Source organism: Acetobacter ghanensis (genome assembly GCF_001499675.1).
GTDB classification, from domain to species: domain Bacteria; phylum Pseudomonadota; class Alphaproteobacteria; order Acetobacterales; family Acetobacteraceae; genus Acetobacter; species Acetobacter ghanensis.
This window is the reverse complement of sequence record NZ_LN609303.1, coordinates 25909-41790: the sequence shown is the minus strand read 5'-3', so window position 1 is coordinate 41790 and position 15882 is coordinate 25909. Positions and strand designations below refer to the sequence as shown.

The following is a 15882-nucleotide window of genomic DNA, read 5'->3' as shown; positions in this document are numbered from 1 at the left end:
AGTCAGAAACACAGGATAAAGTCTTATGAACAAACTGCTTCCTACCTCGACAGCTGGCAGCCTGCCCAAGCCGTCCTGGCTCGCAAAACCCGAGACTCTCTGGTCGCCCTGGAAATTGCAGGATGAGGAACTTGTCGAAGGTAAACAGGATGCGTTGCGCCTGACCCTGGACGATCAGGACCGGGCTGGCATTGATATCGTCAGCGATGGCGAACAGACGCGTCAGCATTTCGTCACGACGTTTATCGAGCATCTCAGCGGCGTCGACTTTGAAGACCGTCAGACGGTTAAAATTCGCAACCGTTACGATGCCAGTGTGCCGTCCGTTGTCGGTGCCGTGGCACGCGAGAAGCCCGTCTTTGTCGAGGGTGCGAAATTTTTGCGCACGCTGACAAAGAAACCCATCAAATGGGCGTTGCCTGGTCCCATGACCATGATCGATACGCTTTACGATGACCACTACAAAAGTCGTGAAAAACTGGCGTGGGAATTCGCCAAAATCCTCAATCAGGAAGCGAGGGAACTGGAAGCCGCTGGCGTCGATATCATCCAGTTCGATGAACCTGCCTTCAATGTTTTCTTTGATGAGGTGAATGACTGGGGCATCGCCACTTTGGAGCGGGCTATTGAAGGACTGAAATGCGAAACCGCCGTCCATATCTGCTATGGTTATGGTATCAAAGCCAATATCGACTGGAAAAATGCTCTTGGAGAAGAGTGGCGGCAGTATGAAGAGATTTTCCCCAAGCTTCAGAAATCCAATATCGATCTGATCTCGCTGGAATGTCAGAATTCCCGTGTTCCGATGGATCTGATCGAACTCATTCGTGGGAAAAAGGTGATGGTCGGCGCCATTGATGTGGCAACCAATGCCATTGAAACTCCAGACGAAGTCGCAAATACGCTACGAAAAGCCCTTCAATTTGTGGATGCCGACAAGCTTTATCCCTGCACCAATTGCGGCATGGCCCCTTTGCCGCGTGACGTGGCGCGAGGCAAGTTGAATGCTCTGGGCGCAGGCACGAAAATCGTTCGCAGAGAACTTTCGGCCTGACAACCTGCCGTAGCTGGACGCCAAGAGAGGAAGAAACGCAGAGACGACCATGTCGATGCGGTCTTCCCAGAGCAAGCAGGAGACACTTTCTGTCAGTGGCAAGAAAATACAGTCTCCGGACCTTTCCCTCCATGCTTCATGCAGGACGTCGAATTTGTATTCAGATTCAGTGCACAAGAGGCCACGGTTATTGGTCGGGATGATGGAAAGCTGTCCCAAAAGAATCATGTAAACCATCATGATAAAATTTTGTGAGAGTGAACTAAAATGATATGTTTTTATGATTATATGAATTTTGTGCATTCGCGAGGTAGACCATGGGTGTTCTGGAGCGCAGTCATCTGACAATTATTCGGGAAGTCGCGCGAGAAGGCTCTTTGACGGCTGCAGGGATGCGTCTGAACCTGACCCAGCCGGCGCTCAGTCACGCGATCCGCAAGATAGAACAGCAGCTTGGCGTAAAGATATGGAGGCGGGAGGGACGCTCCCTTGTGCTCAATCAGGCAGGCGAATGGCTGCTTGCTTTGGCGAACCGCCTGCTTCCTCAATTTGAGCTGGCGGAAAGCCGCCTTGAACAGTTCGCAAATGGAGGACGTGGTACACTCCGCATCGGCATGGAGTGTCATCCCTGCTATCAGTGGCTTCTGAAAGTCGTCTCCCCGTATCTGGAGCGATGGCCCAAAGTTGACGTGGATGTAAGGCAGAAGTTCCAGTTTGGCGGTATTGGCGCGTTGTTCAGCAATGAGATTGACATCGTAGTCACCCCTGATCCGCTTTACAAACCCGGCCTGAAATTCACGCCGGTCTTCGATTATGAACTCGTTCTGGCCATTGGCCCTGAACATCCTCTTCGGAATGAGAAGTTCGTCTTGCCAGAACAGCTTGCTGGCGAAACATTGATCACCTACCCTGTCCCGTCCGAGCGGCTGGATATCTATACGCAGTTTCTGCAGCCTGCTGGTATTGGCCCACGACAGCAGAAGCAGATTGAAACCACGGATATCATGCTGGTGATGGTGGCGCATGGAAGGGGCGTTGCAGCACTTCCACGCTGGCTTGTGGAAGAGTATGCCCCACGCTTTAACCTTTACCCGGTGAAGCTTGGTAAAAAGGGCATTGCAAAGCAGATATTTCTTGGTTGCCGCGAAACCGATGAAGAGGTCCGATATCTGCAGGACTTTATCGAATTTGCTGCTTTACCTTCTTTGGTAACTTAAGTATTTTTTCAAAATTCACGCTTGGAATCTCCTCGTGTTTTTCTTTTACAATGTCCGATTTCTCGATTTTACTTTCGACACCGGACATTCCACTTCCCCCCCCTGACCTGCCTGTCTGCTCAGTGATAAAGGAGCAGACAGGCCACAGTCGCCTCATGTCGGACAATCCGAAACACAAACGAATGACCGCAAAGCGGACGATGCAGGCCCATCTTGCCTGGGTGATTTTTATTCTCTCAGGCGAGTATCAATGCCCGCCAGATTCAGTTCGATCCGAACTGGCGTTTCTTTTCCGAAGGCCTGATGAAGCGCGTGGCGAGCAACAGAGTGCCATGAAATAACGCGAGCAATCCAAATGTTTCGGCATAAGCCTCTGACACGACATGAGACGGAGCGACTGTCGCAAGCCGCCACCCAAGGAATGTGGCGCACGCTGTGATCAATGTCGGTCCCCCAATCCTTTGCATGATGTTCAGCGCAGTCGTTGCCATCGGAATATCTGCGCGTGCGATCGAAGCATATCCCACGCTCATCGCCGGAATACCGACAGCGCCACCACCTCCGCCACGCAGCAACAATGCTAAGGCGAGCAGGACGACGTTCAGACCGTTATAGGCGAGCAACGCTAAAATCAGTGTGCCAACAAAGGACAAAAGAGCCCCGCAACCGGTCAGATCGCGCGCGTCAAACCGGTCACTCAGACGCCCAATGAGCGGATAGACGCACATCATCCCCAGACCCAGGGGTGCCATGAACAGGCCCGTCCGCTCGGGCGAGACGCCGCAGGAGTGGATCAGCCATATGGGTAGAAGCATCTGACCAGCGAACGATACCCCGTTCGTCAGAAACATGATGATCGCCGACACCGAAAAGGCAGGCGCACGCAGCAGGCGCAGGTCGATCAGCGCGTCATCGCCCTTGCGTCGCGCGGATCTGACATACAGGACGAACAGCACGAGGGACGCGCCTAAGGTCGCCTGTCCATAAGGCCGGGCGACATGATCCATGCCGTAAAGAAACGAGACGAGAGCGGGCGCGAGAAATCCTAGCCCTGTCAGGTCAAGTGAACGGAAACGCTCGTCATGTCGATCGTCCGGGAGAAACAGAACGGCAAGGGCAAAAGCCGCAAGCCCAACCGGCACATTGAGAAGAAAGATCCATCGCCAGGACGCGACGGAGAGAATGGCACCGGCGACGACGGGTCCAAGAAGCGGCGCGAGCAGAACAGGTGCCGTCATCGCGCTCGCGACCCTCGGCATCTGTCGGCCCGCCACACGAGCTACCGTCATCTGCGCCATAGGGGCGAGCAGTCCGCCCGCCATGCCTTGCAGCAGCCGGAATACGATCAGGGACGGCGCAGACCACGCTAGTGCGCACAGGCCTGATGTCAGCGTGAAGGCACCGAAGCACCATAAATAGACCGCTCGCCCCCCGAGGCGGCTTACGAGCCATCCATTCAGTGGCAACGTCAGGGCGAGCGCCAGCAGATAGCCGCTGACCACCCATTGAATGTGTGAAAACGGAGCGTGCAGGGTCGCGACGAGATCTGGTTGCGACACATTGACGATCGTGGCGCCCAGTTGCGCCATGAAAGATCCGACCGCCGCGACGCTCACGATTTTCCAGGTGCCCGGAGGCAGTTGATCCGGGTCTAAGGCTGGCAACGACGTTCTGGCGTTCATGAATGATCTCGCGGGAAACCGTGAGACGCGCAGACATGAGGCATGCGTTTACGCATCCAGCCCGATCGCGTCGCTCGTCGTCACCCGGCCAAGACGGGGAAAAATCTCTTCGCAGGCAAAGCGCTGCATCTCTTCGGTGAATGTGGACATGACATCCTCGACGAGCACGACGTTATATCCGTGCTCATGCGCCGCTCTGGCGGTAGATTCCACACCCAGATTGGTGGCGATTCCACCGACCACGATGGTCGTGATCCCGCGTCGCCGCAGTTGGAGGTCAAGATCCGTGCCGTAGAAGGCACCCCACTGCCGTTTCGTGATGCGCAGATCGGTTGGTTCGGCAAGCCCGTCGACCAGTTCCATCCAGTCGGGTGCAAAACCGCCCGGCGGCGAAAAGGAGCGATCGACGACCGTATGCACCGCGTCCGCAAAGTCCAGCGCGAACGCGACGTTGACCAGAATGACCGGAGCGCCGGCAGTTCGGAAACGCGCCGTGAGTTCTTTCGATCGCTCAACAATCAAAGCACCCGGTGTCGGAGCCAGAGGAAGCCCCGTAATGCCCTTCTGGAGATCGATCAGGACAAGAGCCGTCTTGGTGGCTTGAAGCGAAATCATGGAGAAACATCCCTGTTGACGTTTGACCGTCATCCCGAACCGTTGTCCGGAACACGCGGAAACGTTAGTAAGTTGAGTAGGTACTCAAGCAGGGGCATTATTTGAGGATGGACTCAAATTCGTCAAGGGGTAAACGGACATCTCTTCAACCGCAGCGCGCGGCTGGGCGTCAGCGCGTCGAGGAATTACTGGAGGCCGCGTCCGACCTCATGGCGGAACGAGGGTACGAGGCGACGACCATGGCGGAGATCGCCGCGCGCGCCGGGGCAAAAATCGGCTCGCTCTATCGTTTCTTTCCAAACAAAGAGGCGGTGGCGGACGCTTTGGTGCAACGGCATATCGCCATTCTGGAAGACGAATACGAGGCACTCGCCAAACGTGCCGCTACGCTATCCCCGGACGCTCTGGCGGACGTCCTGATCGAACTGCTTGTCACGCTTCATCCTCGCGTGAAATCCCTGTCCGCGCTGATGGAAGCACGGACTGACAAGACGGAGATCCGTGATCGTGCACGAGGACATGCCATAGCCGGAATTGCGGCAGCGTTGCGTGTCTGTGCGCCAGGGTTGGATGAAGCACTGGCGAGAGATATTGCTGCGGTCGTTCTAAACACTATGAAAGTGCTGCGCAGCATGCTGGCGAAGGACGCCCCCACGACGCCAGGCGGGCCTGACGAATTGCGGCGAATGCACCGTCTCTATCTAACGGACCGGCTGCAGCCGTTTCGGCGTACTTCAGACGGCATAACGGACGCAGAGCCATAATTTCGCAGATTGGTGCAGCCCGGGTTTCAAACGCCAATTTCATCGCACCCCAAGTGAGGAGGCTAAATGGATGCGAGAAAACCGGGGAGAACTAACACAGTTTTGACGCGAAAATCTCGTGCCCGGCAATGGTCGATTGCTTAGCAGGCAGGTCGCAGTGGCCTACATATGGTCGTGTCCGTCATTCAGTAAGCTACCGCGAAGCGGACATAACTGACAAAGCTGCTTGACCGCTACTGCTGGCGTCAGCAAAGTCGTTTTTGCCTAAAAAGACAGCGATGCAGGTATGGTGATAACCTGTGGTCTCTCCGGAGACAGTCACGCTTGAGCGAATAAACCCGCTCTTGGCCATGGCCGGACACGACGAGGATAGGCCTCGTCCGTGGTCGGTCGTCGTTGTCCAGACTGCGGCCGGCTCGTGTCCGTCTCACCAACGGAAAGGCACACTCATGAAGCTGAACCATATCAACCTCTACAGCCATGATACTGGGGCTGATCGCGCAATGTTCGAACAGTATTTCGGCCTGCGCACTCTCGTTGTGCGTGGGAGCAAGATGGCCGTCCTTCAGGACAATGATGGGCTAGTTGAATTGCCCCGGGTTTTGTGGAGACGTTTTTTATCTGATTTAAGCGGCTAATGCATGTGATTTCTGTTGTGCATAAAAGCGTGCCTCAGCTTCTGCTGGGGGGATGTTTCCAATGGAGGACAGGAGCCGCCGATTATTGAACCAGTCGACCCATTTAAGTGTTGCCAGTTCAACAGCTTCCCTGTTTTTCCATGGCCCCTGTCGATAGATGAGTTCGGTTTTATAAAGTCCGTTAATGGTCTCTGCCAAGGCGTTATCATAGGAATCCCCGACACTGCCTACAGAAGCAACAAGGCCTGCTTCAGCCAGTCTTTGTGTGTAGCGAATGGACACATATTGACAGCCGCGATCGGAATGGTGGGTCACTTTTCCCTCAGGCCGCCTCTGGCACAGAGCCTGCTCGAGGGCATCCAGTACGAAGTCGGTATGGGCAGTGGACGAGACGCGCCAGCCCACAATCACGCGGGCAAACACATCAATGATGAAGGCGACATAAACAAAGCCCTGCCATGTGGAAACGTAAGTGAAATCCGAAACCCATAGCCTGTTGGGGGCTGGTGCATGAAACTGGCGTTGCACCAGATCCTGTGGACAGGGCCGTGTGGTTCTGACCGCCTTGCCACGCATGACGCCTTTCAGTCCCATCCGGCGCATCAGCCGCTCTACCGTGCAGCGGGCGACATCCAAACCTTCACGTTTGAGCTGATGCCAGACCTTGCGCGCTCCATAGACGCAGAAATTATCATTCCACACTCTACGGATGTCATCGCACAGCTCTTTGTCTTTCTGGCTGCGCACACACGGATTTTTCTGTCTGGCAACAGTTGCATAATAGGCAGATGGTGCAATCGACAGAACCCTGCAGATTGACCCGACACCATATGTCTGCCGGTGCTCCTCAATGAAGCGTGTCATGGCTTGAAGATGCGGTCGAGTTCCGCCTGGGCAAAATACGCAGAAGCCTTACGCAGGATTTCATTGGCCTGCCGCAATTCGCGGTTCTCTCGCTCCAGTTGCCTGATCTTCTCCCGATCAGGCAACTCATTCACCGCAGGCGCATTGGCCCGTTCATGCAGACGGGTCCATTTTGACAGCGTGTCAGGATGAATATCCAGCTTTGGCGCTATCATCATCACTGCGGACCAGCGTGATGGATGGTTCTTCTCTTCCTCCAGAACCATGCGGGCTGCACGGTCACGAAACTCAGGCGGAAAACGCTTCGATTTGTTGCTCATGAATCCTTCTTACCTCTCGGGTCGTTCTGTCTCCACAAAACCCGGGGCAATTCAGTTGGGATAACCGCCTGACCGTGACCACTTCCGAAGATATAGGACGACTTACAGCGAGCATCCTCGCCCATAAACCGCCGATCCAGAACGAGGTGGTTTACGTTGCCGGGGATACGTTTTCCTACGCTCAACTCGCCGAAAAAATGCAGCACTATCTCGGCCGCCCTGTCACTCGGGAGCTGTGGGATATGGATTGGCTGTGCGCAGAAGTCGCCGCACACCCTGACGATGGAATACGGAAATACCGTCTTGCGTTCGCACGCGATACTGGCGTGGCATGGGACAAGGATCGGACTTTTAACGCTTTACAGGGCATTGAGGTGACCGACGCCATAGCCTGGCTAAAACACCAGCAACGTCATGTAGCGTAAACATCTCACTGTTTGCGACATCTGAATTCCGGGAAACACAAGGTCAGCAGCCATCCTAGTCATCAGCCCCTTGGTTTACTTGCAGAGCGTAGTCGGACCATGGCGCTCTGCTAGCCTCTGATGGAAGTCGGCGTGAAGTGCTGCAAGTGTAATCTGGCCAAAACGCGCCAGAAATTGGGCCTTAACATCGGCCAGGACGCTACTCATGGCGTGGTTGACGGCTTCTTCGACAAGGCACTCAGTCTCCTCACTCCGGTTCCCTATGGCGAATAATCTTGGAGCATCAAGAGCCTCGTAAATATCCCGCAGCGTCACCTGATCCAACTGGCATGAGAGCGTCCACCCCCCGCCATGTCCTTTCTCGGAGTGCACATATCCATGCTCACGCAGACCGCCCATAAGACGTCGCACAACCACGGGGTTGGTGTTAAGGGCGCGAGCCAGGGCTTCTGACGTCATGGGACCACCTGCTTCTGCCATATGCAGGAGTACGTGGAGCACACAGGATAATCTGTTATCTTGTCTCATGTAACTCCATGTGTTGCTAGAGTGCAATTTCGTCAGTATATCATGAAACTCGAAAAGTGACATGAAACTGTGTGCGAACGCTCTTACTTTGAGGACATGCTGTATGAATTTGCTCGAAATGCTGACAGTCGGCGTCGTGGCGACTGCTGCATCCGATATCTGGCAGCAAGCCCAGAAACCATTGACTGGAATTCCTGCAGCCAACTGGCCTGTCACCGGCCGCTGGGTCATAGGGTGGCGTGACGGCAGGATCTATGACCCAATGATTGGAAAAAGACCCTCCCTGAAAGGAGAGGCACTTGTTGGCTGGGCATTTCATTATCTGATTGGTGCTATTTATGCCGCACTGTACCTCAGTTTTGTGGTGGTTATAGCAAAGACAGTCCCCACACTGCTAAATGGTCTACTCTTCGGACTTGTTACCCTTTTAGCCCCTTTTCTGTTTATGAAACCTGCTCTGGGCGGCGGTTTTTTCGGGCTTAGGGCTCCCAATCCTGGAAAAGGACTATTTCTCAGTATAAGCGCTCATGCTGTCTTTGGAATGGGACTGTATTTAGGAGAAATTTTTTACCAAGGTCTTTGCTGAAACCTTACTCATGTACTGATTACATTTTTCTATAATCACGAGGACTGACACCCGTCACTCTGCGGAAGACCTGAGCAAAGTGACTTGGATTGTCGTATCCGATCTCCAAGGCAATCTCGATAATAGGAACATTGGTCTTACAAAGCATTTCTGATGCCTTCTGGACGCGGCGCTGCATGAACCAACCAGAGGGAGTTTGTCCCGTGGTTGTACGGAATGAGCGACTGAAGTGAAAACGGCTCATGCCACACAAAGCAGCAAGACAATCCAAATCAAATGGTTCAGCCAGATGTGCTTCCATATGATCTAGAACTCTACGCAGTTTCCATGTGGGCAAGAGTGTGGATCGTAGCTTTATCTTAGCCTTGGTATCAGCATACTGTCTTAAAAGATGAACTGTCAGACTCTCCAGAAGGCCATTTACAAATAAGGGATTTGCAATAACAGAAGATTGCATTTCAGCTATCAGACCACTCAAAATTCCTGATATGAAAGCATCTTCCCCGCCCGAAACATCCCGCATTCGAATACGGGATGAATTCAGATTTAATGACATGGCAGCCCGATCGACAAGCTCAAGTCCAAGATAGAGATGCAACACTTCAAAACAAGTGTCTCCCTTGCCCTGCCAACGCATCAGATAGGGTATGTCCGTGTGCGTGAGGTAAAACGTTCCTGCTCTTGCCTTGCTCTGTTCCCAAGGCCCTGTCAGTTCACGCTCTTCAATATTTGCTTCTCCGCGGATAACCCAGACAAGCAAGGGTTCTGCGACGGCAGGTACAAGAATTTCGTCTTTTTGTACCGGGCGAGTGAATATCTGGACGTCAACATCCTTCCAGACATCTCCTTCACTTTGCGCGACTTTCTTCCCGGGGAGAAATTGCTCCAGTGTCAAACTGGCAGCACGCCGAGAAGGAAGGCAGGGCAAAACCATCTGCTACACTCTCTCAATTCTTTGCGCGACTATCTATAGCGCAAAATCACAATAGTTTCAGCAAGAAGCCATGCGAGATATCTTCTGGCATAATTTACACCTCCTTCGACAATTAAGGCCGATTGAAGGCTCGTCGTGTGGAGAAGATTATGAATATTGCAGGAAAAATTGCTCTGGTGACCGGAGCATCCAGTGGCATTGGTGCGGCAACAGCGCGCAAACTTGCAGCAGAAGGAATGACAGTCGGCCTGGCGGCACGTCGTCATGATCGCCTGGAGACGCTTGTTATTGAAATTACCAAGGCTGGCGGTCGAGCCATTCCTCTGGTGACGGACGTTACTGATCTTGTCTCGTGTCAAGAAGCGGCAAAGAGCTTGATCGCCCAATTTGGAAGGATTGATGTTCTGATCAACAACGCGGGCCTGATGCCCCTATCCAGCGTTGACAGCCTGAAAGTGAACGAATGGCAGCAGATGGTGGACGTCAATATATCCGGTGTTCTCAATGCAACGGCAGCCGTTCTTCCGCAGATGATCGCACAGCATTCGGGTCATATTTTCAACATGTCCTCGATTGCAGGCCGGAAGGTCTTTACGGGTCTCGCCGTTTATTGTGCCACCAAGGCTGCGGTGACAGCGTTTTCAGACGGCCTAAGAATGGAGATCGGACCAAAGCATAATATCCGCGTTACCTGCATTCAGCCGGGAGCCGTAAAATCAGAGCTTTACGATCACATTACAGATGCTGATTACCGCAAACAGATGGATGACCTTGCAGCGTCCATGACCTTTCTCGAGGGCGAGGACATAGCAGACAGTATCCTTTTTGCTCTGAAATCACCTGCACGTATGGATGTTGCAGAACTGTTTGTTCTTCCGACTGAACAGGGATGGTGAACAGGAACTGATTGCCAACTGAGCTTAGGAGTCAGGCACCCTTCCGTCGAAAAGAGGCTTCAGGCTGGAAAGCCTCTTGAAGCTCGGTCACAAAGACCCGCAGCTTTGGTGTCATAACCGGACCTGCGTTATAGAGCAGGTACATGGGCCTGTCCGGAACTTTCCACCTGGGCATAAGCCGGACAAGCCGTTTGCTTTTAATATCTGGAAGCAGAGCCTGCTCATATCCCAGCAGAATGCCATCGCCACCAAGAGCTGCAGAATGCAGAACACTTGAATCATTACTGATTATCTTCCCGGACACGGTGACAGGTCGCGTAACGCTCCCCTGAGAAAGGTACCACGTGGTTACAGGGCCGCCGGAGTTTTCATATACGAGACACTCGTGGCGCATCAGACCTTCGGGCTGCCCTGGAAAACCGTGTTTTTCCAGATAGGTTTGAGCCGCGCAGATGACCCGACGATAGGCCGTCAAAGGACGACTGACCGCTGTAAGGTCCGTCTCCAGTTCACCAATTCGGATCACAGCCTCATGACCATCCATTGTGGGGTGAACCAGTTGGTCTGTCAGGGATAAATGCACTTGAATTTCTGGGTATCTTTTTTGAAAACTGTGAATAAATGGCAGCAATACTGTTCGCCCGAAGGTGACTGGGACGCTGACAGATAATGTGCCGCGCGGTGTGCCAAGCATATTGGCTGCCAGACTGTCAGCTCGTTCAGCAGCCTGCAGAACAAGCCGACATTGCTCGCAATAGAGGCGTCCTGTTTCAGTCAGACTTTGCCGACGTGTCGTTCGATGCAACAGGCGAGCACCAAGGTGATGCTCCAGAGCCTCTATATGCTTGGCGACCATCTGCGGCGACAAAGTCAGATGCTGGGAGGCCGCAGCAAAGGACCCCAATTCCACGACCTTGATAAAAATCTTCATGCTGGTTAACCGGTCAAGCATTCATCATCCTCAGTTGTGACTGATGTCACGTATCGACAATTTATCCAGCGAATAAAGAGGAATATGCTGAAGGCTTCGAGTGATTGGCAAGTCCAGTTCTGGTGGAGACTTTCGAAATGCCTGTTTATCTTGTGCGCATGGACCACCCTGACGGCGAGGGATGGGGACAGCATGTCGCCGCACACGTGTTGTATCTCAGGCGCCTTATTCAGGAAGGCAGCCTGCTGGCCTCCGGTCCGTTGAAAGGTACCCCATTGCGCTCCGGCTTTCTGATTATGAAAGGCGCCAATCGGCAGGAGATTGACGCGATGATTGCCGGTGATCCCTTTACATCCGAAGGTTTGATTTGTGATCTGCGCATTGAAGAATGGGACCCACTATTCGGGTGCCTGTCAAACCATGCAACAGGCAAACTCCCGCAAGAATTGAAGTCTCTTTTCCCTTCATGACGACAGCGCTGTGTTTTTTGAGAAATAAAAACGAAAAGAGAGCCTTGGGATTATGAACGATCTTCAGTGGTATGCTGTAGGGGATGCCCGCATACTAAAAATACAGGATCTGACGCTGGCAGCACTCACTCCAGAACAGTTGCTTCCTGACTGGGATGATGCAACGGCACTTCAGGCCTATTCTGATCTACCTGAAACGCTGGATGCTTCAGAAACGAAAGTCCTTTTGAGCGTTCATAGCTGGCTCATCAAGGATCGCGGTCGGAACATTTTTGTGGATACGGGGGCCGGGAATAGCAAGGCTCGACCTGCTGCTCTGTTTTTCGATCACTTGCAGACCGTGTGGCTTGAAAATCTGATGCGCGCTGGCGTCCGACCAGAAGATATCGATTTTGTTCTTCTCACCCATCTGCATGTTGATCACGTGGGGTGGAACACACGCCTGCAAAATGGCATCTGGGTTCCGACCTTCCCGAATGCCCGATATGTCTTTTCTAGAGCCGAATATGATTTTTTCAGTAATCCGGCTCATGATAGCGTCCGCAATAAAACCAGTTTCATGACACGCATTGATAGCGTTGATCCGATTATCTCGGCGGATCTTGCGGATCAGATTGACGTAGACGGATCCGAAGTTCTTGAAGGAATCTCCTTTCACTCCACACCTGGGCATACGCCCCATCACGCGTCTCTCGTGCTGAAATCAGGTATGGAGCGTGCGCTCTTCACGGGTGATGTCATGCATCACCCCATTCAGGTATGTATTCCGGAGTGGAGTGCCGTTTTTGATGCAGATCCTCAGATAGCCATCATATCGCGCAAATGGGCTTTGAATTATGCTGCCGAACATAACGCGGCATTATTCACATCGCATTTTCCGATGACATCCGCTGGAAAAGTGATGACATACGACCAGGGAAGGGGTTGGTCTTTCCTCTAGGGCTGCCATTATGTCCGCTGTTCACCTCGTTCAATTCCATTGCGGACATTCCGCTTTCCCCCCATGCCGGTCTTCAAGAAAGACGGTATGAGATGAAAAATACCTTTCTCGCTCAGCACCGTGAGCTACTACACTGGGTATAAGATACTCAGGATAGTAGCAAGCACGAGGCGCCGTTTATGCAGGTTGAAGTTGTTGTCCACGGCCGAAAAGATCGGGTTTTAGCTACTCTGTTCGAGCGGTGTGACCGGACTACCCGACACCGTCTGGACGAGGCAGGTTCAGCAGCCGACACACTGCCGGAAATTCTTGCTGCTGCCCGCCTCTCCCCAGGACTGGAACTGCGCTTGTCTGGTATCTCCCTCTCAGGAAATAAGACCGACGATCTGGTAATTGCTCATGACGTGCCGTTCGCTGCCCGTGCCCGTGCACTGGCCGCAGAGCGGATCGGTGTGGCTCCAGATGATCCCTCACTGGCTATCGTGCTGCATCTCAGTTCAGTTCCGTATTTTCTGGCGCGTTACAGGCAAGCACACAGGGACACTATCGTACAGTCTGACGCGTCCCCTCCCCTGCCCTCTCCTGCGGGTCAGACGCCCGGCGTCATTATCCGATGGTTTGACGCCTCTCTTGGAAGGGTCGTCCCGCAACGCGATGGCTCTCTTGAAACCGCGCGTGATAGTGCCTCAGCCTACGCTTTGCAGGCCAAGGCAGATAATACACGCAAAGCCTATCGTGCTGGTGTCCGGGCATGGTGTGCCTGGGCGGATCGTCATACCCTTCCCTGTCTCCCTGCACGTTCGGCCGACATTGCCGCATTCCTGGCAGACGAAAGAGGTCGGGGTCTTGCGCCCTCAACACTGGAGCTACGACGGGCCGCAATCACCTATCTTCACCGCCTGGCAGGGTGCGCCGTTCCCACCGCTGACGCCGCTATTGGCGAAACCATGACCGGGATCAGGCGCACCGCTGCGAGGGATGGCTTTACACCGCGTCGCAAGGCCGCCGCAACGCTGGACGTTCTGGCAACAATCATCAGTGCGATAGACCTGAGCAAGTTATCCGGGATACGGGACCGGGCTTTACTCCTCATGGGATTCTATGGTGCGTTCAGGCGTTCTGAGCTGGCCAGCATCGATGTTCGCCACGTAAACTTGGTCAGTAAAGGCCTGCTCGTCACCCTTCCCCAGTCAAAGGGAGATAGACAAGGAAAGGGTGTGGAGATCGCCCTCCCCTATACCCGGGATCAGTATTGCCCAGTAAAGGCATACGGGGCCTGGCTAGCCGTGTCTGGCATACAGGCTGGCCCCATCTTCCGCCGTGTCCGCAAGGAAAGCACAGCCACCTCTGAAGGGAATGGCCGTGAAATTGGGCAGCAGCCCCTGACAGATCGCTCTATCGCCCGGATCATCCAGGGCCGTGCCAGTGCTGCGGGGTTGGATGGAAAGACCTTTGGTGGGCACAGCCTGAAACGGGGTGCGCTTACAACCGGGATGGATGCTGGTGCGCACCCCGTCAAACTCAAGCGCCTTGCACGACACGCAACGTATGCAGCGCTAGGCGATTATCTGGAGCTAGGTGATCCTTTTGAAGAACATGCGTTAAACCGTTAATTTAAAAATAAATCTGTCTGATTATTCATCAAGGTAGAGATCACTGCCCCGCTAGAGTTCCCAGAACAAAGTTATTTAGATTTCATGGCTTTAAACAGCAAAGTGGCTCAGACACAGTAGCAGTCACAGAGACTCGGATGGATGACGTCCACTTAGAAAATAAAGTGGGAACTTTAGAGGGAAAAATGTTTAAATTATCCCGAGGACTCTGGCGGAACCCCGGGAACTTTAGCGGGGCAAAATGGGAACTTTAGCGGGATTGTCTGGGAACTCTAGCGGATATAAATGCTGGATATTCCTGATTTTTTGGAGTTACCCCGAGGACTCTGGCGTGACAAACTAATATTTTAAATAATACTTCAAATATTAGCACGCCTCGTACGGTGCCTTCCCGCTAAAGTTCCCACTTCTCAAGCGCAAAATTACTGCTAGTGTTCACCAATCCTGCTCAAAGGAGTTCTCTAGTGGGAACCATTCACAAGCTCATAGAAGAACACGGTAAACAAGGGGCTCTATCCTTTGACGAAGATCGAAAGATCATAGAAATTGCCGCTGACTATATGGCTTATGAAGACACAGGTATCGGCTTTCTATATAGTGGGTTCGCTCATGTAGGATTGCCACATAAACGCTTAGCTGACGATCTTGTCTGGCAAATTGAGACAGACAGAGCAGTGATGATTGTTGAACCCGGTCGTCGGGCAGTGCGTGGTACAAATCCAGTATCTGTAGGAGTACCCTACGGAAGTAAAGCACGATTAATCATGCTTTACCTACAAACAGAAGCCATAAAAACCCAGAATAGAGAAATTGAACTAGGAAAATCCCTGAGAGATTGGCTCAAGAGAATGGGCATTCCGCAAGGTGGAAAATCTATTAAAGACGTTAAAGAGCAAGCCGAGCGAATTTTCAGATGCCGAATCTCGTTTCATTTCCAATCCGGGAACTCTAGCGGGTTGATAAATCAAAATATTGTGGATGCCGCTATATTTACGGATGATCATAAAGATAACGGCAAACAACAGTTTCTGGAGCGAGCTAAGCTTTCCGAACTATTTTATGATCAGCTGCAAAAACATCCGATTCCGATCGAAGAAGCTGCAATCCGCGCATTAAACGGACATAGCCAAGCGCTCGACATTTATTGTTGGCTTGCTTATCGGCTTCACGCATTGAAAGGGCCAACAGCAATCACATGGTCTGCTTTGAAAGCCCAGTTTGGTGCAGGTGTCGTACGGTTAGACCATTTCAGACCGAAGTTCATAGACAACTTGAAAATAGCGCTAGCTGTATATCCTGCGGCTAAAACTGAAGTTACAAAAACTGGTGTTATCTTACATCCATCTAGGGCGCCCATTGCCCCTAAGATTCATGGGATACCCCGCTAGAGTCCCCATGGCGCGAA

The 15882-nt window shown here is 52.8% G+C and carries 17 protein-coding genes and 1 other annotated feature; of the genes, 11 read left to right on the top strand and 6 right to left on the bottom strand.

Going from position 1 to position 15882, the window contains the following annotated elements; genetic code table 11:
* Positions 1-25: 25 nt before the first annotated feature.
* Both AGA_RS12575 and AGA_RS12570 read left to right on the top strand, forming a co-directional pair.
* Positions 26-1054 (top strand): methionine synthase, encoded by a 1029-nt coding sequence (locus AGA_RS12575; protein ID WP_059024910.1) that lies wholly within the window; start codon positions 26-28, stop codon positions 1052-1054.
* A gap of 317 nt (positions 1055-1371) precedes the next feature.
* Positions 1372-2271 (top strand): LysR family transcriptional regulator, encoded by a 900-nt coding sequence (locus AGA_RS12570; protein WP_059024909.1) that lies wholly within the window; start codon positions 1372-1374, stop codon positions 2269-2271.
* A gap of 263 nt (positions 2272-2534) precedes the next feature.
* On the opposite strand, the gene AGA_RS12565 is transcribed toward AGA_RS12570, so the two are convergent.
* Both AGA_RS12565 and AGA_RS12560 read right to left on the bottom strand, forming a co-directional pair.
* Entirely contained in the window at positions 2535-3953 is a 1419-nt protein-coding gene (locus AGA_RS12565; protein ID WP_059024908.1) for a DHA2 family efflux MFS transporter permease subunit, read from the bottom strand.
* A gap of 48 nt (positions 3954-4001) precedes the next feature.
* The gene (locus AGA_RS12560; RefSeq protein ID WP_059024907.1) at positions 4002-4568 is read right to left on the bottom strand and encodes a hydrolase; all 567 of its coding nucleotides are present in this window, start codon (positions 4566-4568) and stop codon (positions 4002-4004) included.
* A gap of 107 nt (positions 4569-4675) precedes the next feature.
* Between AGA_RS12560 and AGA_RS12555 the strand changes: the two genes are divergently transcribed.
* Positions 4676-5332 (top strand): TetR/AcrR family transcriptional regulator, encoded by a 657-nt coding sequence (locus AGA_RS12555; RefSeq protein ID WP_059024906.1) that lies wholly within the window; start codon positions 4676-4678, stop codon positions 5330-5332.
* A gap of 449 nt (positions 5333-5781) precedes the next feature.
* Positions 5782-5970, top strand: coding sequence for a hypothetical protein (locus AGA_RS12550; protein ID WP_231946165.1), 189 nt, complete (start codon positions 5782-5784; stop codon positions 5968-5970).
* Here AGA_RS12550 and AGA_RS12545 read toward each other — a convergent pair.
* Positions 5959-7154 (bottom strand): IS3 family transposase gene (locus AGA_RS12545; RefSeq protein WP_157065395.1). Its coding sequence is split into 2 segments (ribosomal slippage): positions 5959-6869 and positions 6869-7154, totalling 1197 coding nucleotides; the frame shifts between segments, so codons are not numbered across the junction. The two genes, AGA_RS12550 and AGA_RS12545, sit on opposite strands and share 12 nt — an antisense overlap.
* Positions 6760-6876 (bottom strand) — a sequence feature (AL1L pseudoknot). It overlaps the preceding gene by 117 nt.
* Before the next feature lie 74 nt (positions 7155-7228).
* Here AGA_RS12545 and AGA_RS12535 point away from each other — a divergent pair.
* Positions 7229-7579 carry a Rossmann-fold NAD(P)-binding domain-containing protein gene (locus tag AGA_RS12535; protein WP_231946164.1) on the top strand — a complete coding sequence of 117 codons (351 nt, stop codon included), beginning with the start codon at positions 7229-7231 and terminating at the stop codon, positions 7577-7579.
* Between the two features lie 75 nt (positions 7580-7654).
* Here AGA_RS12535 and AGA_RS12530 read toward each other — a convergent pair whose 3' ends face one another.
* Entirely contained in the window at positions 7655-8107 is a 453-nt protein-coding gene (locus AGA_RS12530) for an Rrf2 family transcriptional regulator (RefSeq protein WP_080578979.1), read from the bottom strand.
* 103 nt (positions 8108-8210) lie between these two features.
* Here AGA_RS12530 and AGA_RS12525 point away from each other — a divergent pair, with 103 nt between their 5' ends.
* On the top strand, positions 8211-8693 hold the full coding sequence (locus tag AGA_RS12525; protein ID WP_059024903.1) for a DUF2938 family protein: 483 nt from the start codon (positions 8211-8213) through the stop codon (positions 8691-8693).
* 19 nt (positions 8694-8712) lie between these two features.
* On the opposite strand, the gene AGA_RS12520 is transcribed toward AGA_RS12525, so the two are convergent.
* Complete coding sequence (locus tag AGA_RS12520; protein ID WP_059024902.1) at positions 8713-9627, bottom strand: AraC family transcriptional regulator; 915 nt, start codon at positions 9625-9627, stop codon at positions 8713-8715.
* Between the two features lie 149 nt (positions 9628-9776).
* Here AGA_RS12520 and AGA_RS12515 point away from each other — a divergent pair, with 149 nt between their 5' ends.
* A complete protein-coding gene (locus AGA_RS12515; protein WP_059024901.1) occupies positions 9777-10523 on the top strand; it encodes an SDR family oxidoreductase in 747 nt (248 codons plus the stop codon).
* Between the two features lie 31 nt (positions 10524-10554).
* Here AGA_RS12515 and AGA_RS12510 read toward each other — a convergent pair whose 3' ends face one another.
* A complete protein-coding gene (locus AGA_RS12510) occupies positions 10555-11475 on the bottom strand; it encodes a LysR family transcriptional regulator (protein WP_059024900.1) in 921 nt (306 codons plus the stop codon).
* Positions 11476-11591: 116 nt separating this feature from the next.
* Between AGA_RS12510 and AGA_RS12505 the strand changes: the two genes are divergently transcribed.
* The 4 genes from AGA_RS12505 (at position 11592) to AGA_RS12490 (ending at position 15865) form a co-directional block, all read left to right on the top strand.
* The gene (locus AGA_RS12505) at positions 11592-11924 is read left to right on the top strand and encodes a YciI family protein (RefSeq protein ID WP_172793767.1); all 333 of its coding nucleotides are present in this window, start codon (positions 11592-11594) and stop codon (positions 11922-11924) included.
* 52 nt (positions 11925-11976) lie between these two features.
* Complete coding sequence (locus AGA_RS12500; protein WP_059024899.1) at positions 11977-12864, top strand: MBL fold metallo-hydrolase; 888 nt, start codon at positions 11977-11979, stop codon at positions 12862-12864.
* Between the two features lie 179 nt (positions 12865-13043).
* Complete coding sequence (locus AGA_RS12495; RefSeq protein WP_059024898.1) at positions 13044-14477, top strand: site-specific integrase; 1434 nt, start codon at positions 13044-13046, stop codon at positions 14475-14477.
* A 464-nt stretch (positions 14478-14941) separates the two neighbouring features.
* Positions 14942-15865: a replication protein RepA gene (locus AGA_RS12490; protein ID WP_083503706.1), complete on the top strand. Its 924-nt coding sequence runs from the start codon at positions 14942-14944 to the stop codon at positions 15863-15865.
* The last annotated feature ends 17 nt before the right edge of the window (positions 15866-15882 follow it).

Bases quoted from the DNA above. Each gene is read 5' to 3' on its own strand.
- AGA_RS12525 (WP_059024903.1), top strand. From the start codon at position 8,211: ATGAATTTGCTCGAAATGCTGACAGTCGGCGTCGTGGCGACTGCTGCA.
- AGA_RS12560 (WP_059024907.1), bottom strand. From the start codon at position 4,568: ATGATTTCGCTTCAAGCCACCAAGACGGCTCTTGTCCTGATCGATCTC.
- AGA_RS12555 (WP_059024906.1), top strand. From the start codon at position 4,676: ATGGACTCAAATTCGTCAAGGGGTAAACGGACATCTCTTCAACCGCAG.
- AGA_RS12500 (WP_059024899.1), top strand. From the start codon at position 11,977: ATGAACGATCTTCAGTGGTATGCTGTAGGGGATGCCCGCATACTAAAA.
- AGA_RS12515 (WP_059024901.1), top strand. From the start codon at position 9,777: ATGAATATTGCAGGAAAAATTGCTCTGGTGACCGGAGCATCCAGTGGC.
- AGA_RS12520 (WP_059024902.1), bottom strand. From the start codon at position 9,627: ATGGTTTTGCCCTGCCTTCCTTCTCGGCGTGCTGCCAGTTTGACACTG.
- AGA_RS12495 (WP_059024898.1), top strand. From the start codon at position 13,044: ATGCAGGTTGAAGTTGTTGTCCACGGCCGAAAAGATCGGGTTTTAGCT.
- AGA_RS12550 (WP_231946165.1), top strand. From the start codon at position 5,782: ATGAAGCTGAACCATATCAACCTCTACAGCCATGATACTGGGGCTGAT.
- AGA_RS12565 (WP_059024908.1), bottom strand. From the start codon at position 3,953: ATGAACGCCAGAACGTCGTTGCCAGCCTTAGACCCGGATCAACTGCCT.
- AGA_RS12575 (WP_059024910.1), top strand. From the start codon at position 26: ATGAACAAACTGCTTCCTACCTCGACAGCTGGCAGCCTGCCCAAGCCG.
- AGA_RS12530 (WP_080578979.1), bottom strand. From the start codon at position 8,107: ATGAGACAAGATAACAGATTATCCTGTGTGCTCCACGTACTCCTGCAT.
- AGA_RS12510 (WP_059024900.1), bottom strand. From the start codon at position 11,475: ATGCTTGACCGGTTAACCAGCATGAAGATTTTTATCAAGGTCGTGGAA.
- AGA_RS12505 (WP_172793767.1), top strand. From the start codon at position 11,592: ATGCCTGTTTATCTTGTGCGCATGGACCACCCTGACGGCGAGGGATGG.
- AGA_RS12570 (WP_059024909.1), top strand. From the start codon at position 1,372: ATGGGTGTTCTGGAGCGCAGTCATCTGACAATTATTCGGGAAGTCGCG.